This window comes from Burkholderia oklahomensis C6786 (genome assembly GCF_000959365.1).
GTDB lineage: Bacteria > Pseudomonadota > Gammaproteobacteria > Burkholderiales > Burkholderiaceae > Burkholderia > Burkholderia oklahomensis.
In genome coordinates, this window is sequence record NZ_CP009556.1 from 2788460 (window position 1) to 2807966 (window position 19507).

A 19507-nucleotide genomic window follows, 5' to 3' on the forward strand; every position below is an offset into this window, starting at 1 on the left:
CGCAGCTTCATGACGTCGACCTTACAAACCCGCCTGCCCGGCTTCGCCCGCAACGCGCTGCGCCCGGTGCTCGATCCCTACCGCCGTTACCGCCACGCGAAACTGATCCACGCGGCGCGCGTCGCGCTGAGCGTGCTGGCCTCGATCGCACTGACGACCGGCCTGCACGTTCCGCACGGCGAATGGGCGACGATCACGGTGCTGATCGTGATCGGCGGCCTCCAGCACCACGGCAACATCCGCAAGAAGGCCGCCGAGCGCGCGCTCGGCACGCTGATCGGCGCGATTGCCGGCCTGCTGCTGATCCTGCTTCAGACCACCGTGCATTTATCGCCGCTGACGTTTCTCGTCATGAGCGTCGCGTGCGGCGTCTGCGCGTATCACGCGATCGGCAAGGCCGGCTACATCGCGCTATTGTCCGCGATCACGATGGTGATCGTCGCCGGCCACGGCGACAACGAGATCGCCGACGGCCTCTGGCGCGCGGTGAACGTGCTGAACGGCATCGTGATCGCGCTGGCGTTCTCGTTCGCGCTGCCGCTTTACGCGACCTACTCGTGGCGCTACAAGCTCGCCGACGCGCTGCGCGGCTGCGCGGCCGTCCATGCGCGAATCGCGGGCGAGCGCCACGTGAGCGACAACGAGCATCTGAAGGACATGGCGAAGCTCAATACGCTCCTCGTCCAGCTTCGCTCGCTGATGCCGTCGGTATCGAAGGAGATTTCCATGTCGATGCCGCAGCTCGAGGCGATCCAGCGCGGTCTGCGGCTATGCATCAGCTCGCTCGAGATCCTGTCGAGCCTGCAGCCCGGCGCCGACGACGAAGCCGGCAGGCGACTCGTCCAGATCCAGATGAAGGCGAGCAACCGGCGGATTCAGGAGATGCTCGTCGGCGCCGGCCGCGCGCTCAAGTTCGGCACGCTGAGCCGGCTCGGGCCGCTGGCCGGGTCCGCCGCGCCGTTCGGCGAGAACGTGCCGCCCGCGCAGCTGTCCGGATACGTGTCGCTGACGGCGAAGCTGTCGCGCGAAATCGAGCAGTTGCGGCTGCGCCTGCACGATACCTCGACGCAATGGAACATCTGAACGCGTCGCCGTTCCGACGCGGCTTCGGCTTCGGCTTCGGCTTCGGCTTCGGCTACCGCGCCGCGCCGGCCGGCGCACGCCGTCGCCGATAGGCGAGCAGCATCGCGAAACCGAGCAGAAAACCGATCCCGCCGACGAACAGCAGCCCGGTTTCGCCGAGCCACGGCAGCGGGTTGGTCAGCAAGCCGGTAACGACCCACGCGATCGCCATCACCGAGCCCGCGACGCCGAGCGCCCAGCCTTGCCGATCGGCGCCGACCGCATCCGAAAACGCCGTATACGTCGAATGGCTCGATCACGACCGCAAACATTGCGTCGAACTCGACGAACGCTGCGCGGAGCCGGATCGAGCCGCCGCGCGCCCCAAACATCAAGGACGCTCATGAACGACTCGCCGCCCATCGTCTTCATCCACGGATTCATCGGCTGCCTCGGCACGCATGGCCGCGCGTCGCGGCGCGCCGCACCCGATCTGCTCGGCTACGGCGAACATCGCGCCGCGCCGGCCGATTCGATCACGCTCGGCGCGCAAGTCGAGCACCTGTGCGCGTTCATCGACACGCATTTCGGCACGACGCCCGTCGACGTCGTCGGACACTCGGTCGGCGGTGCGATCGCGATGCTGCTCGCGCACGCGCATCCGTCACGCGTGCGGCGCATCGTCAACGTCGAAGGCAATTTCACGCTCGACGATGCGTTCTGGTCAGCGTCGGTCGGGCGGATGAGCGAAGCCGCCGCGCAGGCGATGCTCGACGGCTTTCGCGCCGATCCGCTCGCATGGCTCGGCGGTGCGGTCGACCGGCCTGCGCCGGCGATGCGCGAGACCGCGGTCCGGTGGCTCGACCATCAGCCGGCATCGACGTTGCGGGCGATGGGACGATCGGTCGTCGAGACGACCGGAGACGCCGGCTATCTCGCCACGCTCGCACGGGTTTTCGAACGTCATCCGGTGTATTTGGTCGCGGGCGCGCGCTCCCGCAACGGATGGAACGCGCCGGATTGGGCGATTGCGCAATGCGCGGGCCATCACGTCGTCGACGGGTGCGGGCATCTGATGATGCTCGAGCAGCCCGACGCGTTCTCGGCGCTGATCGATCGATGTCTCGCGCGCTAACGGCCTGGCGACTGCGGCACTGCCGTCGCGCTTGCCTCGCAGCGAACACCCGCTCGTCTGCCAGTGCTTCGGGTACACGTCGCACGCGTTCGGTTCGACATACCCTTTCCTTCGGAATCCTGCTGAGTCGCAACGCGCCGCGACAAGCGGTCGTCTCCCGGGTTCGGCACAACCATTGAACGATGCGCCGCGGATCGGGATCGGCGGCCTCGATCCGTGCCCGTGCTTTTTTGGCCCGGTTCGCCGTTCCTGCTTCGACTGCTTTGGACGAACCGTTCCGGCACCGTCAGCGCGACGTGGGTCGCCGAAAGAAGGCGCGCCGAGCCATCGAGTCGAACCCGCATGCTTGTTTCGCGTTGCCCGCAATCATCCGGCGCTCAGGTTCGCGCTCGCGCGCCACGCCGTCCAGCGCCCAAGCGCACGTCAAGCCGCCGAGCCGAGCGGCTCGACCGTCACCCCGACCGTCAGCACCTGATCCGCGCCGCCGCCTCGGATGACGCCGCGCAGCGGCGTCACGTCCGCATAATCGCGGCCGATCGACAGCATCACGTAATCGTCGCCGGGCGCGCGATCGTTGGTCGGATCGAGCTGCAGCCAGCCGCCGTCCTCGGGCCAGGCCGGATCGTAAACCTCGACCCACGCATGCGACGCGTCCGCGCCGATCAGCCGCGGCTGCCCGGGCGGCGGCTGCGTCAGCAGGTAGCCGCTCACGTAGCGCGCGGCGAGCCCGAGCGAGCGCAGCGCGCCGATCATCACGTGCGCGAAATCCTGGCACACGCCGCTGCGCAGCGCGAGCGCGTCGAGCGCGGTCGTGCCGACGTCGGTGCTGTTCGGTGTATACGCGAAATCCGCGTGGATGCGACGCATCAGCTCCCATGCGGCCTGCACGAGCGGGCGGCCCGGCGCGAAGCTCGCCGCCGCATACGCGGCGAGATCCGGATGGCACGCGACATGCGGCGACGCGAACACGAATTCGCTTGCCGGATCGAACGGCTGTCCCGCGCGAAACGTCAGACGCTCGCGCACCGCTTCCCACGTGCTCGCGCAGCCGTCGCGCGGCGCGGCGATCGCAGGCGGCGGGTCGCCTCGCTTGCCGGCCGACAGCGCGGGCGGCGTGATCCGCACGACGCTGCGGCTGCGCACGAAGAGCGCCTCGTGCGGCTGGTTGAGCGCGAACGACGTGCGCTGGTTGCCGAACGAATCGGTATCGACGACGAGCCCTTCGGCGCGCGGATCGATCTCGAGCGAGAACTCGAGCACGCGCTGCCGCGGCGTCTCGAGCGGCCGCAGGCGCGCCTGATGCTGCGCGGACTCGACGCGCGCCGCGTAGCAATAGCGCGTGTCGTGCGTGACGCGCAGCAGCCCGCCGCCTGCCGGCTCCGTGCGGGCGGCGGCCTTGCGCGTGCGGGCGCGCGGCTTCGCGTTCGCCGGCGATTGCGTCATCCCCATAGCGACCTGCCCGCGTCGCGCACGTGGCTGAAGTAACGCTCGCCGATCCGGTTCGACAAGTCCCACGTCGCCTTGCTGCACGCCTGCAGGCGCGCGAGCAGCGCCGCGTGGCAGCCGTCGCCGTCCGTCTCGCAGAGCACATGCAGCGACCAGCCCGCGATATCCGGCATCCCGTCGGCGAGTTCCGACAACGCGTAGCCTTCGCTGCGCTCGACCTTCGACAGCCGACCGCGCAGCGCCTGCGCGACCCATGCAAGCGAGCGCGGATTGTCGGTGTCGAGCACGACGAGCGACAGCAGCGGCGCCACGTCGAAGCAGCGCTGGAAGCGCGAGCGGAACGTGATCGCGCTGTCGAACAGCTCGAGCACGAGCTCGAAGCCCTCCTGCTTGTGAATCGCACCGTCCTCGAACGCGCGGCTCAGCACACCGCACAGGAATTCGAGGCGATCCATCTGGCGGCCGATCGACAGCAGGCGCCAGCCGTCGTCGCGCGTCATGTTGTCGGTCTGCGCGCCCGTGATCGCCGACAGCAGCAGATTCAGGCGCTCGAGCCGCTGCAGCGCGTCGTTGCCGAGCTGCTCCTCCGGCTCCGCGTCGTCGCCGCATTCGTCGAACAGTTGCGTTGCGTCGTCGATCAGCCGCCATTGCTCGCGCGACAGCCGCTCGCGGATCGCCGCCGCCGCGCCGCGCATGCCGAACAGGCACGACGCGATCCCCGTCGAGCGATCCGCGCGATGCGTGAGCGCGAGCGTCAGCGCTTGCTGGAACGCGCGCGGCGTCTCGACGGCCGACGGCGCGTCGGCGGGCAGCAAGCCGTTGTCGCGACACAATGCGTCGAGCAAATGCAGATGAACGGGCGTCTCGACGTCCTCCTCGCCGCGCAGCCGTTCGAGCGCGCTGCGCGCGAGCCGCGTCAGGTTCGTCGCACGCTCGGTGTATCGGCCGAGCCAGAACAGATTCTCGGCCGCGCGGCTCGCGATTGCTCGCGACCGCTCCTGCAGATCGTCCGGGCCGAGGTGCGTCTGCAGCAGCGTCGTCGGATCGACCGCGCCTTCCGTCATCACCCACGTGTCGACGCTGCTGCCGCCGCGCGGCATCGGCGCGTTGAACAGCTCGTCGCGCGTGCCGACGCGCGCGAGCCCGCCGGGCAATACGCGCCACGAGCCCGCGCCGTCCGCGAGCGCGAACACGCGCAGCAGCAGCGGCCGCGGCACGATCCGCGCGCCGCCGTCTCCGGCGCTCGCGCCGCCCGCCCACGTCGGCGCCTGCGACAGCGGCAAGTCCGCCTGAATCGTGTAGTGCGCGGGATGCGCGGCGATCCGCGCGCGCCATTCGGCGAGCTGCGGCGGCGCGAGCCGCGCGCCGATCACCGGCTCGAAGGCGCCGCCCGCCTGAATGCTCGCCGGGAACGTCGGCTTCACGATGCCGCGCGCGAGGAGCGGCAGCGCTTCGTCGCACGCCGCTTGCTCGCCGCACCACCACGACGGCACCGCGGGAAGCGACAAGGTCTCGCCGAGCAGGCTCTCCGCCAGGCGCGGCAGGAAACCGAGAATGCCGGGCGATTCGAGAAAGGCGGAGCCCGGCAGGTTCGCGAGCAGCACGTTGCCCGCGCGCACCGCCTGCATCAGCCCCGGCACGCCGAGCAGCGAATCCGGGCGCAGCTCGAGCGGATCGAGCCATTCGTCGTCGACGCGCCGCAGGATGCCGTGCACGGGCTCGAGCCCGCGCAGCGTCTTCAGATAGACGCGTTGATCGCGCGCCGTCAGGTCGCCGCCTTCGACGAGCGTGAGACCCAGATAGCGCGCGAGATACGCATGCTCGAAATAGGTCGCCGCATGCGGGCCGGGCGTCAGCAGCACGATTCGCGAGTTCTTGCGCACGGGGCTCAGCGCCTGCATGCTCTGCAACAGCGCGCGATAGCTCGCGGCGAGCCGCTGCACCTGCAGGCTGCGGAACGCACGCGGAAAGAGCCGCGATACGATCAGCCGATTCTCCAGAAGATAGCCGAGCCCGGATGGACCCTGCGTATGCTGCGCCATCATCCGCCACGCGCCGTCCGGCCCGCGCGCGAGATCGAACGCGACGACGTGCAGCCACGTGCCGCCCGGCGCGCGCGCGCCGCACATCGGCCGCAGATAGCCGGGATGCCCGGTCACGAGCGCGGGCGGCAGAAGCCCGCGGCGCAGGATCGTCTGTTCTCCGTAGAGATCGGCGAGAACTGCGTTGAGGAGGCGCACGCGCTGCAGCACGCCGCGCTCGATCGTTGCCCAGTCGTCGGGGGCGACGATCAGCGGCAGCAGGTCGAGCGACCACGGACGCACCGCGCCGCCGCTCGCGGCGCGCTCGTGCGGGTGATAGGCGAGCCCGTTCTCGCGCATGCGGCGCCGCAGCGCGTCGGCGCGGCGGTCGAGATCGGCGATGCCGATACTGCCGAGCTGCGTGAAGAACGCGCGCCACGCGGGCGCGAGCGACGCGCTGGAAAACGCGGCCGCGCCGCCGCGCAACTCATCGTAGCGGCCCGTGACCGCGGGCGCGGCGAGCGCCGCGCCGAGCTCGGCCGCGGCTTGCTGCGACCCCGTGTCGAATAGCGTCTGCATCGCGTCGGCGGCCAGATCGTCGTCGGAGGAAAGTGAAAGCACGATTCAATTCTTCAAAGGCGAGCGGCCCGCGCCGCCGTCGCGAAGCGAATGCCGCCCGCGCGCGGCGCGCGCCGCTCATCGATGTCGAATCCTAACATTCCCGACCGGCGCGGCACGTCTGTCGCGCGGCGCCTGCACGCCGCACGTTTCGTCCCCGCCGCCGCTGTCGCGGTGCGCACCCCCCCCTTCCCCGCCCGCCGCATTCCTCAGCCACGCCGCAAGTCCAGCGTGAACGGAAACTCGCGGCTCGGCGCGGCCGGCTCGACCGTCATCGTGCCCGGCGTATGCCCCATCGACACGAAGCGCGCGAGCCGCCGGCTCTCGGCTTCGTAAGCGTTCACCGGGAACGTGTCGTAGTTGCGGCCGCCCGGATGCGCGACGTGATATCGGCAGCCGCCGAGCGAGCGCCGCATCCACGTATCGACAATGTCGAACGTGAGCGGCGCATGCACACCGATCGTCGGATGCAGCGCCGACGGCGGCGCCCAAGCCTTGTAGCGCACGCCCGCGACGTATTCGCCGGCGGTGCCGGTCGGCTGCAGCGGCAGCGCGCGGCCGTTGACGGTCACGACATAGCGGCTGTCGTTCAGCCCGCTCACATGGATTTCGAGCCGCTCGAGCGACGAATCGACGTAGCGCACGGTGCCGCCGCTCGCCCCCTCCTCGCCCATCACGTGCCACGGCTCGAGCGCGCCGCGCAGCGCAAGCGCGACGCCGCGCACCGCGACCTGGCCGAACAACGGAAAACGGAACTCGAAGTGCGGCGCGAACCATGCCGGATCGAACGCGAAGCCCGCTTCGCGCATCTCGGTCAGCACGTCGTCGAAGTCCATCTTCACGAACGTCGGCAACAGGAAGCGATCGTGCAGCGCGGTACCCCAGCGCGCGAGCGGCGTCGTGTACGGCGCGCGCCAGAAGCGCGCGATCATCGCACGCAGCAGCAACTGCTGGACGACGCTCATCCGCGCGTGCGGCGGCATCTCGAACGCGCGCAGTTCGAGAAGACCCAGGCGGCCCGTCGCCGAATCCGGCGAATAGAGCTTGTCAATGCAGAATTCGCTGCGGTGCGTGTTGCCCGACACGTCGATCAGCAGGTTGCGCAGCACGCGATCGACGAGCCACGGCGGCATGTCTTCGCCGTAGCGCAGCTTGTTGCGGCGAATCTCGGCGAACGCGATGTCGAGTTCGTACACCTGATCGTTGCGCGCCTCGTCGACGCGCGGCGCCTGGCTCGTCGGCCCGATGAAGAGCCCCGAGAACAGATAGGATAGCGACGGATGGTTGTGCCAGTATGCGATCAGGCTCGCGAGCAGATCGGGACGGCGCAGGAACGGGCTGTCCGCGGGCGTCGCGCCGCCGAGCACGAAGTGATTGCCGCCGCCCGTGCCGACATGCCGGCCGTCGACCATGAATTTCTCGCTCGACAGCCGTGATCGATAGGCCGCGTCATACAGGAATTCGGTGTGCTGGACGAGCTCGTCGAAGTCGTGCGCCGGATGGATGTTCACTTCGATCACGCCGGGATCGGGCGTCACCTGCAGCATCTTCAGGCGCGCGTCGCGCGGCGGCGGATAGCCTTCGAGCACGAGCTTCACGTCGAGCGACTCGGCCGTCAGCTCGATCGCGGTCAGCAAATCGAGATAGTCGTCGAGCGCGGCGACCGGCGGCATGAACACGTAAAGCACGCCGTTGCGCACCTCGACGCACAACGCGGTGCGCGTGATCCACCCGGCGGATTCGAAGCGCTGCGGGTAGCGCGCGGGATCGTCGCCGGCGCTCGCCGACGCCGCGCTCCCGCCTTCGCCGGCGCGCGCCTGCATCACGGTCCGCGCGGACTCGGCGAAGTCGCGCGCGGCGGCGGCCGGATTCCGCGGCGCGTCGTACCCGCCATCCGCATAGCGCGCGCGCAGCGCGTGCGCATCGGGCAGCATGTCCTGCGGCGCAAACGGATCGCGCTCGACGAGATACGGAAAATCGCCGCTGCTCACCCACGGCAGCGAATCGAGCGGCAGACGATAGCCCATCGCCGAATCGCCGGGCACGAGATACATGCGCTCGTCACGGAAGAACCACGGCCCCGTCTCCCATCGCGGCCCCGCCAGCGCCGGGTTCGGCGCGAGCGGCTTGAGCGGCAGCACGTAGCCGATCACGCTGTCGAGCTGCTGCGAGAACACCTTGCGCAGCCGCGCGCGCTCGAGCTCGTCGTCGAGCCGCGCGTCGAACGGATCGACGTTCACAGGCAGCCGCCGCTCGCGCCACAAGTAATACCAAACGTCTTCGTAGCCGGGCGTCAGATACTCGCTCGTGATGCCCAGACGCGCCGCGAGCGCGCGGATGAAACGCTCGGCGTCCGCGGTCGCGCAAGTCGACGGCTCGCGCTCGTCGGCGAAGCGTGCGGGATCGCGCCAGACCGGCTCGCCGTCCGCACGCCAGAACACGGACAGCGCCCAGCGCGGCAGCTGCTCGCCCGGATACCACTTGCCCTGCCCGAAGTGGAGAAAGCCGCCGTCGCCGTACTCGGCGCGCAGCTTCTGCACGAGCGACGTCGCATAGCCGCGCTTCGTCGGCCCCAACGCATCGGTGTTCCATTCAGCGCCGTCGCGATCGTCGATCGACACGAACGTCGGCTCGCCGCCCTGCGTCAGGCGCACGTCGCCCGCATTCAAATCGGCATCGACCTGCGCGCCGAGCCGCAACACGCGATGCCACTGCTCGTCGCTGTAAGGCTTCGTCACGCGCGGCGATTCGTAGATCCGCGTCACGCGCATCTCGTGCTCGAACTCGACCTCGCATTCGTCGACGAGCCCTTCGACAGGCGCGGCGCTCGTCGGCTGCGGCGTCGCGGCGAGCGGAATGTGCCCTTCGCCCGCGAGCAGCCCCGACGTCGGATCGAAGCCGATCCAGCCCGCGCCCGGCAGATAAACCTCGCACCACGCGTGCAGATCGGTGAAATCGACTTCGGTGCCGCTCGGGCCGTCGAGCGCCTTCACGTCGGGCGTGAGCTGGATCAGATAGCCGGACACGAAGCGCGCGGCGAGGCCGAGATGTCGACACAGCTGCACGAGCAGCCAGCCGCTGTCGCGACACGAACCCGACGCGAGCGAGAGCGTCTCCACAGGCGTCTGCACGCCCGGCTCGAGCCGCACGACATAGCGGATGTCGCGCTGCAACCGCTGGTTCAGCGCGACGAGGAAGTTCATCGTGCGCGTCGGCGCGCGGTCGATCGATTCGACATACGAACGAAACGCGTCGGAGGCGCTCGCATCGGGATCGCACACGAGATACGGCGCGAGCTCGCGGCGCAGCGCGTCGCCGTAATCGAACGGAAAGATTTCCGCGTGCTCTTCGAGGAAGAAGTCGAACGGGTTGTAGACCGACATCTCCGCGACGAGATCGATCGCGATCTCGAACGTGCGCGTCGGCTCGAGAAACACGAGCCGCGCCATGTAGTTCGCGAACGGATCCTGCTGCCAGTTGACGAAGTGCTGCTCGGGCTCGATCTTCATCGAATACGACAGGATCGGCGTCCGGCAATGCGGCGCGGGCCGCAGACGCACGATCTGCGGGCCGAGATGGACGAGCCGGTCGTAGCGATAGCGGGTGACGTGGTGAAGCGCGACGTGAATGGACATGGCGTGGCCGTTCGATGCGGTTGCAGGGACGATCAGGATGCGGCGTTGCAGCGGCGCGACGACGAGGCGCAACCGCGCCGCCGCCCACTGCGCCGCTGCGCGGCGCTCGCGCGCGTCAGACGAGCTCCGGCGACTGGATCACGCTGATCTCGACGCCGAGCGGCTTCGCCCCCGGACCGTAGACCGGCATCGTGTCGCGATAGTCGAGGCCCGCCGCGATGCGCACGTAGCGCTCGTCCGGGCAGCGGTTCATGAACGGATCGAAGCCGACCCAGCCGAGGCCTTCGATGTATGCCTCGGCCCACGCGTGGCCCGATTGCGGCTGCGTCGCGACCGCCGCGTCCTGCATCGCGGCGATCGGCTGCCCCGCCGCGTCGTCCGGCGTTTCGCGCGCGCCGTCCGAGTCGCGGCGCATCTGCATCGCCTGCTGTGCGACGCCGCTCGCCTGATGCAGCGCTTCCGCGATCCGTTGCATCGAGCTGTCCGTCAACAGATAGCCGGACACGTAGCGCGCCGGAATCCTCAGCGCGCGCGCCGCGGCGACGAACACGTGCGCATGGTCGCGGCTCGTGCCAACGCCGCTTTGCAGCGCGGTCTCCGCGTCGCGCGGCGCCGGCTGCGCGCCCGGCTCGTAGGCGATCCGGCTGTGCACCTCGGTCATCAGCCAGTGCAGCGCGTCGAGGCTCTTGTTCTCGATCGGCAGTGCGTCGGCGAGCGCGCGGACCGCGTCGCCCGCCCGGGTCAGGTCGGTCTCGCGCTCGAATATCCACGGCGGCGCATAGCCTTCGACGTTGCCGAGGATTCCCGCGCGGTCCTGCGTCTCGACGACGCCCGCCGCGACGATCGTAATTTCCGGCTTGTCGCGCTCGTGCCGCACGAGGTCGACGCGATTGCCGAGACCGTCTGCATAACCGAGCGTCGGCTCGACGCCGTCGATCGTCACTTGCCAGGCCCGCACGGTCTGGCACGGGCCGCTTTGCGGGCGCAGCCGCAGGCGCTGCAACACGTAGGCGGCGTGTTCGTCGAACTGGAAGCGCGAGATGTGGCGGATGGCGAGGCGCATAGCTGATCTCAATCGAAGTTGTAGGCTTGGGCGATTTCGAGGCCGAGACTGTTGTTCTTGGCGATGAAATCCGTCAGGAACTCGTGCAGCCCGCTCTTGAAGATGCGCTCGACCGAGTTGTCCTCGAGCGACTGCTTGATTTTGGCGGCGGTTTCGTGACATCCGTGCGTGACGCCATAATCTTTCGCGAGATGATCGAGGCTCGACACGACGCGTCCGTAGCAGTAGCGCAGCGAGCGCGGCATCCGTCCGTTGAGGATCAGATAGTGAGCGATGTTGAGCGGCTTGTACTGGACGTCGTAGACCCAGCGGTACGAGCGGTGCGCGGCGACGCAGCGCAGGATCGACTCCCACTGGTAATTGTCGAGGATCGTGCCGACGTGCGACACCGACGGCAACAGCAGGTGATATTTGACGTCGACGATTCGCGCGGTGTTGTCCGCGCGCTCGATGAACGCGCCGATCTGCGCGAAATCGAAGATCTCGTTGCGCAGCATCGTGCTGTAGAAGCTGCCGAGAATCAGCGCGGTCTCGCGCTTGATCTCGTCGAGAATCGCCGGCAGCGCGCTCGCGTGGATCGGCCGCGCGAGCCCGCGCCTGATCGCGAGCCACGCGCCGTTCACGCTTTCCCACGCCTCGCGCGTGAGCGCCGTGCGCACCATCCGCGCGTTCGAGCGTGCGTATTCGATGCACGACAGCACGCTCGACGAGTTGTCGCGATCCCGCAGCAGATAGTCGGCGACGGTATCGGCCGCGTATGTTTCGTACTTCTGTCGATAGCCGTCGTCCGCGCCCGAGCTGACGAGCACCGACGACCATTCCGCCGGCGCATCCGACGTGCGCGTGAGCGCCATCCGCAATCCCGCGTCGACGATTCGCGCGGTGTTCTCCGCGCGCTCGATATAGCGATACATCCAGTAAAGACCGCTTGCTGTCCGTCCGAGAAGCATGGTTGCCGTCCACTCCGATCGTTGTTCGGTGCGGCGCGCAGGCGCGCGCCGTCTTGCGCGTGCGTCAGTCGGCAAGCACCCAGGTGTCCTTGGTGCCGCCGCCCTGGCTCGAGTTGACGACGAGCGAACCCTCCTTCAACGCGACCCGCGTGAGGCCGCCCGGCGTGATGCGGATCCGGTCGGACACGAGCACGAACGGCCGCAGATCGACGTGGCGCGGCGCGAGCCCCTTCTCGGTCAGGATCGGCGTCGTCGACAGCGCGAGCGTCGGCTGCGCGATGTAGTTCGACGGCTTCGCGCGCAGCTTCGCCGCGAATGCGTCGCGCTCGGCCTTCGACGCCGCGGGGCCGACGAGCATCCCGTAGCCGCCCGAGCCGTGCACCTCCTTCACGACGAGCTCGTCGAGATGCTCGAGCACGTACTTGAGGCTGTCCGCTTCCGCGCAGCGCCAGGTCGGCACGTTCTCGAGCATCGCCTTGCGGCCGGTGTAGAACTCGACGATCTCCGGCATGTACGAGTAGATCGCCTTGTCGTCGGCGATGCCGGTGCCGGGCGCGTTCGCGATCGTGATGTTGCCCGCGCGGTAGACGTCCATGATCCCCGCGACGCCCAGCACCGAATCCGGCCGGAACGTGAGCGGATCGAGGAACGCGTCGTCGAGGCGGCGGTACAGCACGTCGATCGGCCGAAAGCCCTCGGTCGTGCGCATCGCGACGCGATCGCCGATCACCTGCAGATCGCTGCCCTCGACGAGATGCACGCCCATCTGGTCGGCGAGAAACGCGTGCTCGTAGTACGCGGAGTTGTGGATGCCCGGCGTGAGCACCGCGACGGTCGGATTGTCCGCGTTGCCGCCCGGCGGGCAGACGGCCGCGAGCGACTGGCGCAGCAGTTGCGGATAGGTTTCGACCGGCCGCACCTTCACCTGCTGGAACAGCTCGGGGAACAGCTGCATCATCGTTTCGCGGTTCTCGAGCATGTACGACACACCGGACGGCGTGCGCGCGTTGTCTTCGAGCACGTAGAACTGATTTTCCGCAGTCCGGACGATGTCGACGCCGATGATGTGCGTGTAAACGTTTCCGGGCGGCCGGAAGTCGATCATCTCGGGCAGGAACGCTTCGTTGTGCGCGATCAGGTGCTTCGGCACGATCCCCGCGCGAACGATCTCCTGGCGGTGATAGATGTCGTCGAGGAACGCATTGAGCGCCATCACGCGCTGCTCGATCCCTTGCGACAGCCGATTCCATTCCTGCCCGGAAATGATCCGCGGCACGATGTCGAACGGAATCAGCCGCTCGGCGGCTTCGGCGTCGCCATAGACGGCGAACGTGATGCCGGTCTTGCGGAACACGCCCTCGGCGTCATGCGCCTTCTGGGCCAGGCTCGCGGGATCCTGCGTGTCGAGCCATCGTTTCAAGCGCTCATATGGCGCTCGTACGGTATCGCCGGGTTGCAGCATTTCGTCGAACGGCTTCATCGAATAGTTCTCCATCATTCACTCGGCATCTGTCTATGCCGAACCGGCGTAACGAGTAGCGAGCAAAGAGCGTGCCTTGTTCGAGTCCGATTCCCGGTTTGATTTGGCACTTTTGCGCGGCACGCCGCACCACGACGGTGCGGCGGCCGGCCAGCGGCATGCGCCGACTCGGCGCAGCCGGCGTCGCCCGCGTCTGTAGCGTGGCAGATTTTCGCCGCGTCTGTCTATGCGGGCGATCACTTCGGCATCCGATCGATTCGGCGGCTTTTCTGGATTAACTGGATAGTTATGCATCGTCGAATGCGAGCGCGAACCGCGCCGAAGCGGCGCTGCGCGCGGAAAGCCAAGGACGTCCATGAAATGGGACGCATGTGTCGCAGGCGTGACGCCGCAAATTGGCCGGTGCCGAGTCGACGACGGATGCGCGGCGGTCGGGCGCCCCGATAAAGCACCAACAGGAATCGACGACTCGAAAGATCGCCCGGAAAATTTCCTGACACGCACGAATAGCGCGCACTCGCAGTGATCGCCTCCGCGTCATCCGAACTGGCAGGTTCTTGCTGCCCCGGTCCTGTAATCCGCTTGACCGCTTCTGCGACCGACGAGGCACCGCCCGCCCGTCCGCCGCGCGATCATCGAATTAACCCTACTCGCAAATGAGAATCGTTTGCATTTAAGCCGAAACTGTTCGATGATGTGTTCCGTTCATCGCCCGATACCGAAGCCTCGACCATGGATGCCATCGTCACCGCGCCGCACGCCCGCGCCGCCGCCGACACCGACGACCCGCCGCACGACTTGCTGCCCGGACTGCTGTCGCGCCGCTCCCGCTGGCCGCTGACCGAGCCCGCGCCGAATCCGCGCGAGCTCGACGCGATCTTCGATGCCGCCCTCTGCGCGCCCGATCACGGCAATCTGCGCCCATGGCGCTTCGTCGTCATTCAGGGCGCGGCGCGCTACGCGTTCGGCGATCTGCTCGTCGAGCTCGCCGACGCGCGCGCGCCCGACGATCCGCCCGGTTCGCACGAGCACCGCCGGAACAAGGCGCTCGCCGCGCCGCTCATCGTCGCGCTCGGCGCTGCGCTGAACCGCACGTCGAAGGTGCCGGAGATCGAACAGCTGCTCGCCGTCGGCGCGGCCGCGATGAACATGCTGAATGCGATCCATCAGCTCGGCTACGGCGGCTTCTGGGCCACGGGCGTCGACTCGTACGAGCCGGCGATGCACGACGCGCTCGGCTTCGGCTCCGACGAACGGCTCGTCGGCTTTCTGTTCGTCGGCACGCCGGCGGAGCCTGCGAGCAGCGCGCGACGCCCGGCTCGCGACGCGCACGTGCGCGAATGGTTCGGCCCCGCACGCTGACGGCCGCGCCGATCGACTTCATTGCGCGGCTCGCACATCGTGCGCCGCTTCGATTACCGGGGGTTCCGTCATGAATTTCCACCATGCCGATCCGAGCGCTGTCCCGCTCGTCGACACCGACGTCGCACCGCGCGACACCGACGCGGAGCGGATCGTCCTGACCGCGGTTCGCACCTGGCTGCATCCCGCAGCCGACGGCAACGGCAACGGCGACGACGACGGCGGCGCGCGACGCGATCGGCAATCGTGGCGCGATGTGCTGGCCGCCGCAGGACTGCACGCCAACGGCCTCGTGCATTTCGACATGCTGATGCGCTTCCTGACGTGCGATGCGTGCCACCCGCTCGACACGCATCGCCGCTGCGCCAGCGGGCTCGCGAGCGACGAGGCGCGGCTCCTGCAAGCGCTGGCGCATCTGCAATCGACGCGAAGCGAAGCGGCGCTGCGCGCGCTCGCCGACTGGCTGCCGCGCTGCGCGGACAGCGGCGTGCTGAAGATCGCGCGGTGGTTCTCGATTGCGCTGCTCGATGCGGGGCTCGCGATTCAGCTGCCCGCGCAACCCGCCGCCTACATGCACTGACTCGATCGACGCACGCGCCGCCGCGCGAATGATCAAGCGGTCGCGCGCCGTCGATGATCGATAACACCGCTCGGCAAGCGTCGCGTCCGCATCCGGCGTCGCATGCTCGCCGGCGGGCGCGATCCCGCCATCTATCGGCCGACACGCACGCAAGCGCACGCCGTAAGCGTCGCTCATCGAGCGAATGCCGCACGCGCCGCCTTTGGTCAAGCTCCCAAGTTTCGCGGTAACGTTCACCGCCGCCGTGACGATAGGCTTGCGATCTCTCTGCTTACGAACTTCTCCTCGGCATGGATCGAATGGCTCGACGGCGGCTCTCCCTTGAAGCACCGGCACCACACGAATTCGCCGCGCCTGCCATTTTTGGTAGGCCTACCGACGCGCCACGTCATCTACCATCCTGACGAAATCCCCGAAAGAAAGCCTCGACGCATCATATTTCGATATCCAAAACAATTGACGCACCTCCACCACGCTGCGGAACGCGAACCGTGTCATTTTTCACCAGGAGGAACGCTACATGAAGTCGCTCTTCGATGCGCCGTCGTCTCGCCACCGGGCGCGTCGCGCCGCCACGCTCGGCGCCGCCGCCACGCTTGCCGCGTCGCTCGCCGCGCTGTTCGCGCCCGTCGACGATGCCGCTGCTCACGGTGCGGTCGGCTTCCCGATCGCGCGTCAATATCAATGCCGCCTCGAAGGCGGCTACTGGGATCCGCCCGACGGCTCGGGAATCCCGAATGACGATTGCCGCGCGGCCTATCGCACCGGCAACAATTCGGCCTACCCTTTCACGCAATGGAACGAAGTGTCCGCGAATCCGGTCGGCCAGGGCAACGATCTCGGACAATTGAAGGCGGCCGTGCCGGACGGCCTGCTGTGCGCGGGCGGCGACACGTCGAAGGCGGGCCTCGACAAAGCGCCGGCGACGGTCTGGCGCAAGACGCGACTGACGCCGCGCAACGGTCACGTCGAGCTCGTGTGGGAAAACACGACGTCGCATAATCCGGCGCGCATGCGCGTATTCATCTCGAAGCCGTCGTACGATCCGGCGCGGCCGCTGCGCTGGGACGATCTGCAGCAGATCTACGACGCGCCCGCTCCGGCGCCCGTTCCCGCGAACGGCGCGAGCCATCTGCCCGGCTCGATCCAGTCGTTCTACAAGCTCGACGTGACACTGCCCGCGGGCCGCGCCGGAGACGCCGTGCTGTACAGCTACTGGCAGCGCATCGACGCGGGCAACGAAGGCTTCTTCAACTGCAGCGACGTGACGATCGCCGCGGACGAGAGCACATCGGGCTTCCCGTGGATCGCGACGCGCGCGTTCATCGAGCCGGGTGTCGCGCCGCAAGCCGGCCAACAGGTTCGCTTTCGCGTGATGGGCACCGACGCGCGCGGCGCGGAAGTCGTCGACGTGCGCCAGCCGATCACGCCATACAACGTCGATCGCAGCGTGTGGGCGAAGCAGATCGCCGATCAGGTCAACGGCCGCTACGGCAGCGTCGCGCGGATCGGCGTGCGCTCGGGCAACACGATCTACTTCGACGCGACGAACCTGCGCGCGAACAAGATCTGGCTGCAGCCGAACTACAGCAGCGCGCTCGGCGTCGTCGGCGCGAAATAGCGGCTGCCGTCCAACCGGACGGGCGACCGCGCGCCGCCGGCTGCCGGCGGCGCCGGTCGCCGTACATAGCGTGCTTGCGGATATTCCCTCGATATCCGCATTGGGCGACGCATCTCGATCCTCGATGCGCCGCCCTTTTTTTGGTTCAACGCGGAATACCGGGGAACGCGGCAGAGATCTCGAGGAGCGCTTGGCGGTGTTCACGAGAGCCACGAGACGGCTGAAGATTGCGTTCGGCCACGAACGGCCCTTCACGGCGTGTTGGTGAGCGCCCCTTCACGAGGCACCATCCGTCTCACGATCAGCCTTGCTTGCCAACACACGCTTGCCGACAGCAACGGCGAATCCAATCTCGAAGGCGTTGCCTCGATTGAGGTTCATGGCCGCCTCGAAAATCGCTGAAATCAGTCATGTCGATACCGGCTGCGCGTATCGCCGCACCAGGGGGAAGCCTTCAGTGGAAAACGGGTTTTTCTTCTTCTGAACGACCTAGGCGTGATCGTCGGACCCGCATCCGGCGCAATGCGCATGTCCGCGCCGATCGTCCCAAGCGGAGCCGAGAATGATCTCGCAAAAGTTCATCCGCTTGTAGGTCGGGTCGCGCAGTGCGAGCACATCGGCCTTGACGTTGCCGAACGTCGTCTCGGGTTTGCGGATGGTGCCGCTGGCGAAAGCGTCAATAATGTCGGTCTTGAACGTCTCCACACGCGGGTGAGCGTCGACGACCCGAGAACGCTGCGATTCCGTAAATGCATCGTACGCGATGCCGAGCACATCCATTTCGACCCCCGCTGTCACGAGCGCGACGACCGGCTTCATATGTTTCGGAATGCCTGGCGTCGTATGCAGGGCGATCGACATCCATACCTGATCGATGTCGCATCCGTTCACGCCGTACTGCCCAAGAAAATCGCGCGCCGCGTTCGCGCCGTCCACTTCGAAGCGTTCCGCTTTGCTGCTGTAAGCCTCGACGAGCCCGATGTCATGGAACATCGCGCCGATATAAAGTAACTCGGGATCGTACTTGAGTCCTTCACGCTCACCGGTCAGCGCGCCAAACAGAAACACGCGGCGCGAATGGTGATAGAGAAGGTCCGGCTCGGTGTCGCGAACGAACTCGGTTGCTGCGCGCGCCATTGCGCTGTCTGGGATCCTGATGCCGGCGATTGTCGTGCTCATGGTGAGAAGTCCTTGGGAATCACGGAACACCTGCGGTCGACGCGCGTTTGATATGCTGCTCGACCCGGCGCCCCTGCGTTGTGGTGCAATCGAGTATTGGCGAACTTGCGGCGATCGACAACACACGACGACCATTGAAGACTGCCAAGCGCACGACGTTTGCTGCCGCTGCAAACCGGGCATCCCCGCCGTTTCCGCTTTCACCGGAACGCATGATTCGAGGCCCATCAAGCATGAAATCAGTGGCGATTGCGATTTTTCCCGGCGTACAGGCGCTCGATGTCGCCGGTCCGATCGACGTCTTCTCGGAAGCCAATGGTTTCCTCCCGTCCGAGGATCAGTACGAGATGACGCTGCTCGCGGCGGCGCCGTCTGCGTTGCGCGCGTCGAACGGCATGACGCTTGTGCCCGATGCGACGTTCGACGCAACGCTAGCCGCTACGCCAGACAAGCGCGCGCGGACTTTCGATCTGGCGCTCGTGGCGGGTGGTCCGGCGCTGCCTGACGCACCGCCGGACCCGCCGTTGACGGCGTGGCTTGCGGGCGTGGCGTCGCGCTGCGAACGCTATGGGTCGATATGCACAGGTGCGTTTGCGCTGGGCCATGCAGGGCTGCTCGACGAACGCCGCGTGACGACGCATTGGCAACATGCCCGGCAGCTTGCGGACCGGTTCCCGCGTGCGCGCGTCGACTTCGACAGGATCTATCTGCGCGACGAGCGGCTTGTGACGTCTGCGGGCGTGACGGCCGGCATCGATCTTTCGCTCGCGCTCGTCGCCGAGGACCACGGTGCGCGCGCGGCTCTCGCGGTGGCCAAGCGCCTGGTCGTCTTCGCCCAGCGCCAGGGCGGGCAGTCGCAGTTCAGTCCGTATCTGACGGCGCCTGCCGACGATAGATCACCGATTGCCAAGGTGCAGGCGCATGTGATGGCGAACATTCGCGACAAGTTCACCGTTCGCCAGCTCGCCGACGTGGCGGGCATGAGCGCACGCAATTTCGCCCGTGTTTTCGTGCAGGAAACGAACGTGACGCCGCATGAGTTCGTCGAGCGCGCACGTCTCGACGCGGCGAAGCAGATGCTCGAGAGCGGCGATGCGCCACTGAAGGTGGTCGCATGGGAAAGCGGGTTCGGCATCGCCGATCGGATGAGGGCCACGTTCGCGAAGCGCCTGGGCGTCACGCCGATGCAGTATCGCGAACGATTCCGGCGCAAGCCGTCGATCGAGGGTTGATCGACTATGCAGGCTCGCTCGCCCGCGCCGGATAGCCGCGGTCCGCGAGTGTCCGATTTGCGGCGGCTCAATGGACGTTCGCCGCGATGGCGCGAGAGGCAGCTCAGGGCCGGGAAACGGCCT

General features: G+C 67.6%; 14 protein-coding genes and 1 pseudogene. 6 read left to right on the forward strand and 9 right to left on the reverse strand.

The window, feature by feature from the left end; all coding sequences use genetic code 11:
* Positions 1-9 precede the first annotated feature (9 nt).
* Positions 10-1083 (forward strand): FUSC family protein, encoded by a 1074-nt coding sequence (locus BG90_RS29980; RefSeq protein ID WP_010108160.1) that lies wholly within the window; start codon positions 10-12, stop codon positions 1081-1083.
* Between the two features lie 52 nt (positions 1084-1135).
* On the opposite strand, the pseudogene BG90_RS34330 reads toward BG90_RS29980, so the two are convergent.
* Positions 1136-1363: pseudogene (locus BG90_RS34330) on the reverse strand (MFS transporter); the annotation flags it as partial.
* A 102-nt stretch (positions 1364-1465) separates the two neighbouring features.
* Between BG90_RS34330 and BG90_RS29985 the strand changes: the two are divergent.
* A complete protein-coding gene (locus BG90_RS29985) occupies positions 1466-2197 on the forward strand; it encodes an alpha/beta fold hydrolase (RefSeq protein WP_010118059.1) in 732 nt (243 codons plus the stop codon).
* 423 nt (positions 2198-2620) lie between these two features.
* Here the strand turns inward: BG90_RS29985 and BG90_RS29990 are convergent, their stop codons facing one another.
* From BG90_RS29990 to BG90_RS30015, 6 genes are all read right to left on the reverse strand, one after another.
* Positions 2621-3646 carry a transglutaminase family protein gene (locus BG90_RS29990; RefSeq protein WP_025990151.1) on the reverse strand — a complete coding sequence of 342 codons (1026 nt, stop codon included), beginning with the start codon at positions 3644-3646 and terminating at the stop codon, positions 2621-2623.
* Entirely contained in the window at positions 3637-6243 is a 2607-nt protein-coding gene (locus tag BG90_RS29995) for a circularly permuted type 2 ATP-grasp protein (RefSeq protein ID WP_010118057.1), read from the reverse strand. Before BG90_RS29995 ends, BG90_RS29990 begins: the two co-directional genes overlap by 10 nt.
* Before the next feature lie 248 nt (positions 6244-6491).
* A complete protein-coding gene (locus tag BG90_RS30000) occupies positions 6492-9917 on the reverse strand; it encodes a transglutaminase family protein (protein WP_010118056.1) in 3426 nt (1141 codons plus the stop codon).
* A gap of 115 nt (positions 9918-10032) precedes the next feature.
* A complete protein-coding gene (locus BG90_RS30005) occupies positions 10033-10980 on the reverse strand; it encodes a transglutaminase family protein (protein WP_010118055.1) in 948 nt (315 codons plus the stop codon).
* Between the two features lie 8 nt (positions 10981-10988).
* On the reverse strand, positions 10989-11930 hold the full coding sequence (locus BG90_RS30010) for an alpha-E domain-containing protein (RefSeq protein ID WP_010108140.1): 942 nt from the start codon (positions 11928-11930) through the stop codon (positions 10989-10991).
* Positions 11931-11994: 64 nt separating this feature from the next.
* On the reverse strand, positions 11995-13410 hold the full coding sequence (locus BG90_RS30015; protein WP_025990149.1) for a circularly permuted type 2 ATP-grasp protein: 1416 nt from the start codon (positions 13408-13410) through the stop codon (positions 11995-11997).
* 732 nt (positions 13411-14142) lie between these two features.
* On the opposite strand from BG90_RS30015, the gene BG90_RS30020 reads away from it, so the two are divergent.
* The 3 genes from BG90_RS30020 (at position 14143) to BG90_RS30030 (ending at position 16973) form a co-directional block, all read left to right on the forward strand.
* A complete protein-coding gene (locus BG90_RS30020; RefSeq protein WP_010108138.1) occupies positions 14143-14772 on the forward strand; it encodes a nitroreductase family protein in 630 nt (209 codons plus the stop codon).
* A gap of 70 nt (positions 14773-14842) precedes the next feature.
* Positions 14843-15352, forward strand: coding sequence for a hypothetical protein (locus tag BG90_RS30025; RefSeq protein ID WP_025990148.1), 510 nt, complete (start codon positions 14843-14845; stop codon positions 15350-15352).
* Between the two features lie 520 nt (positions 15353-15872).
* Entirely contained in the window at positions 15873-16973 is a 1101-nt protein-coding gene (locus BG90_RS30030) for a lytic polysaccharide monooxygenase (RefSeq protein WP_010118051.1), read from the forward strand.
* Positions 16974-17249: 276 nt separating this feature from the next.
* On the opposite strand, the gene BG90_RS37650 is transcribed toward BG90_RS30030, so the two are convergent.
* Together BG90_RS37650 and BG90_RS30035 are read right to left on the reverse strand one after the other, a co-directional pair.
* On the reverse strand, positions 17250-17354 hold the full coding sequence (locus tag BG90_RS37650) for a nucleoside 2-deoxyribosyltransferase (RefSeq protein WP_220376969.1): 105 nt from the start codon (positions 17352-17354) through the stop codon (positions 17250-17252).
* A gap of 108 nt (positions 17355-17462) precedes the next feature.
* Positions 17463-18152, reverse strand: a complete 690-nt coding sequence (locus tag BG90_RS30035) for an HD domain-containing protein (RefSeq protein WP_025990147.1) — start codon at positions 18150-18152, stop codon at positions 17463-17465.
* Between the two features lie 233 nt (positions 18153-18385).
* Here BG90_RS30035 and BG90_RS30040 point away from each other — a divergent pair, with 233 nt between their 5' ends.
* Complete coding sequence (locus tag BG90_RS30040) at positions 18386-19384, forward strand: GlxA family transcriptional regulator (protein ID WP_025990146.1); 999 nt, start codon at positions 18386-18388, stop codon at positions 19382-19384.
* Positions 19385-19507: the final 123 nt, after the last annotated feature.

Excerpts from the sequence above, each read along its gene's own strand:
- BG90_RS29980 (WP_010108160.1), top strand. The coding sequence starts at position 10 with ATGACGTCGACCTTACAAACCCGCCTGCCCGGCTTCGCCCGCAACGCG.
- BG90_RS29985 (WP_010118059.1), top strand. The coding sequence starts at position 1,466 with ATGAACGACTCGCCGCCCATCGTCTTCATCCACGGATTCATCGGCTGC.
- BG90_RS29990 (WP_025990151.1), bottom strand. The coding sequence starts at position 3,646 with ATGGGGATGACGCAATCGCCGGCGAACGCGAAGCCGCGCGCCCGCACG.
- BG90_RS29995 (WP_010118057.1), bottom strand. The coding sequence starts at position 6,243 with ATGCAGACGCTATTCGACACGGGGTCGCAGCAAGCCGCGGCCGAGCTC.
- BG90_RS30000 (WP_010118056.1), bottom strand. The coding sequence starts at position 9,917 with ATGTCCATTCACGTCGCGCTTCACCACGTCACCCGCTATCGCTACGAC.
- BG90_RS30005 (WP_010118055.1), bottom strand. The coding sequence starts at position 10,980 with ATGCGCCTCGCCATCCGCCACATCTCGCGCTTCCAGTTCGACGAACAC.
- BG90_RS30010 (WP_010108140.1), bottom strand. The coding sequence starts at position 11,930 with ATGCTTCTCGGACGGACAGCAAGCGGTCTTTACTGGATGTATCGCTAT.
- BG90_RS30015 (WP_025990149.1), bottom strand. The coding sequence starts at position 13,410 with ATGAAGCCGTTCGACGAAATGCTGCAACCCGGCGATACCGTACGAGCG.
- BG90_RS30020 (WP_010108138.1), top strand. The coding sequence starts at position 14,143 with ATGGATGCCATCGTCACCGCGCCGCACGCCCGCGCCGCCGCCGACACC.
- BG90_RS30025 (WP_025990148.1), top strand. The coding sequence starts at position 14,843 with ATGAATTTCCACCATGCCGATCCGAGCGCTGTCCCGCTCGTCGACACC.
- BG90_RS30030 (WP_010118051.1), top strand. The coding sequence starts at position 15,873 with ATGAAGTCGCTCTTCGATGCGCCGTCGTCTCGCCACCGGGCGCGTCGC.
- BG90_RS37650 (WP_220376969.1), bottom strand. The coding sequence starts at position 17,354 with ATGAACCTCAATCGAGGCAACGCCTTCGAGATTGGATTCGCCGTTGCT.
- BG90_RS30035 (WP_025990147.1), bottom strand. The coding sequence starts at position 18,152 with ATGAGCACGACAATCGCCGGCATCAGGATCCCAGACAGCGCAATGGCG.
- BG90_RS30040 (WP_025990146.1), top strand. The coding sequence starts at position 18,386 with ATGAAATCAGTGGCGATTGCGATTTTTCCCGGCGTACAGGCGCTCGAT.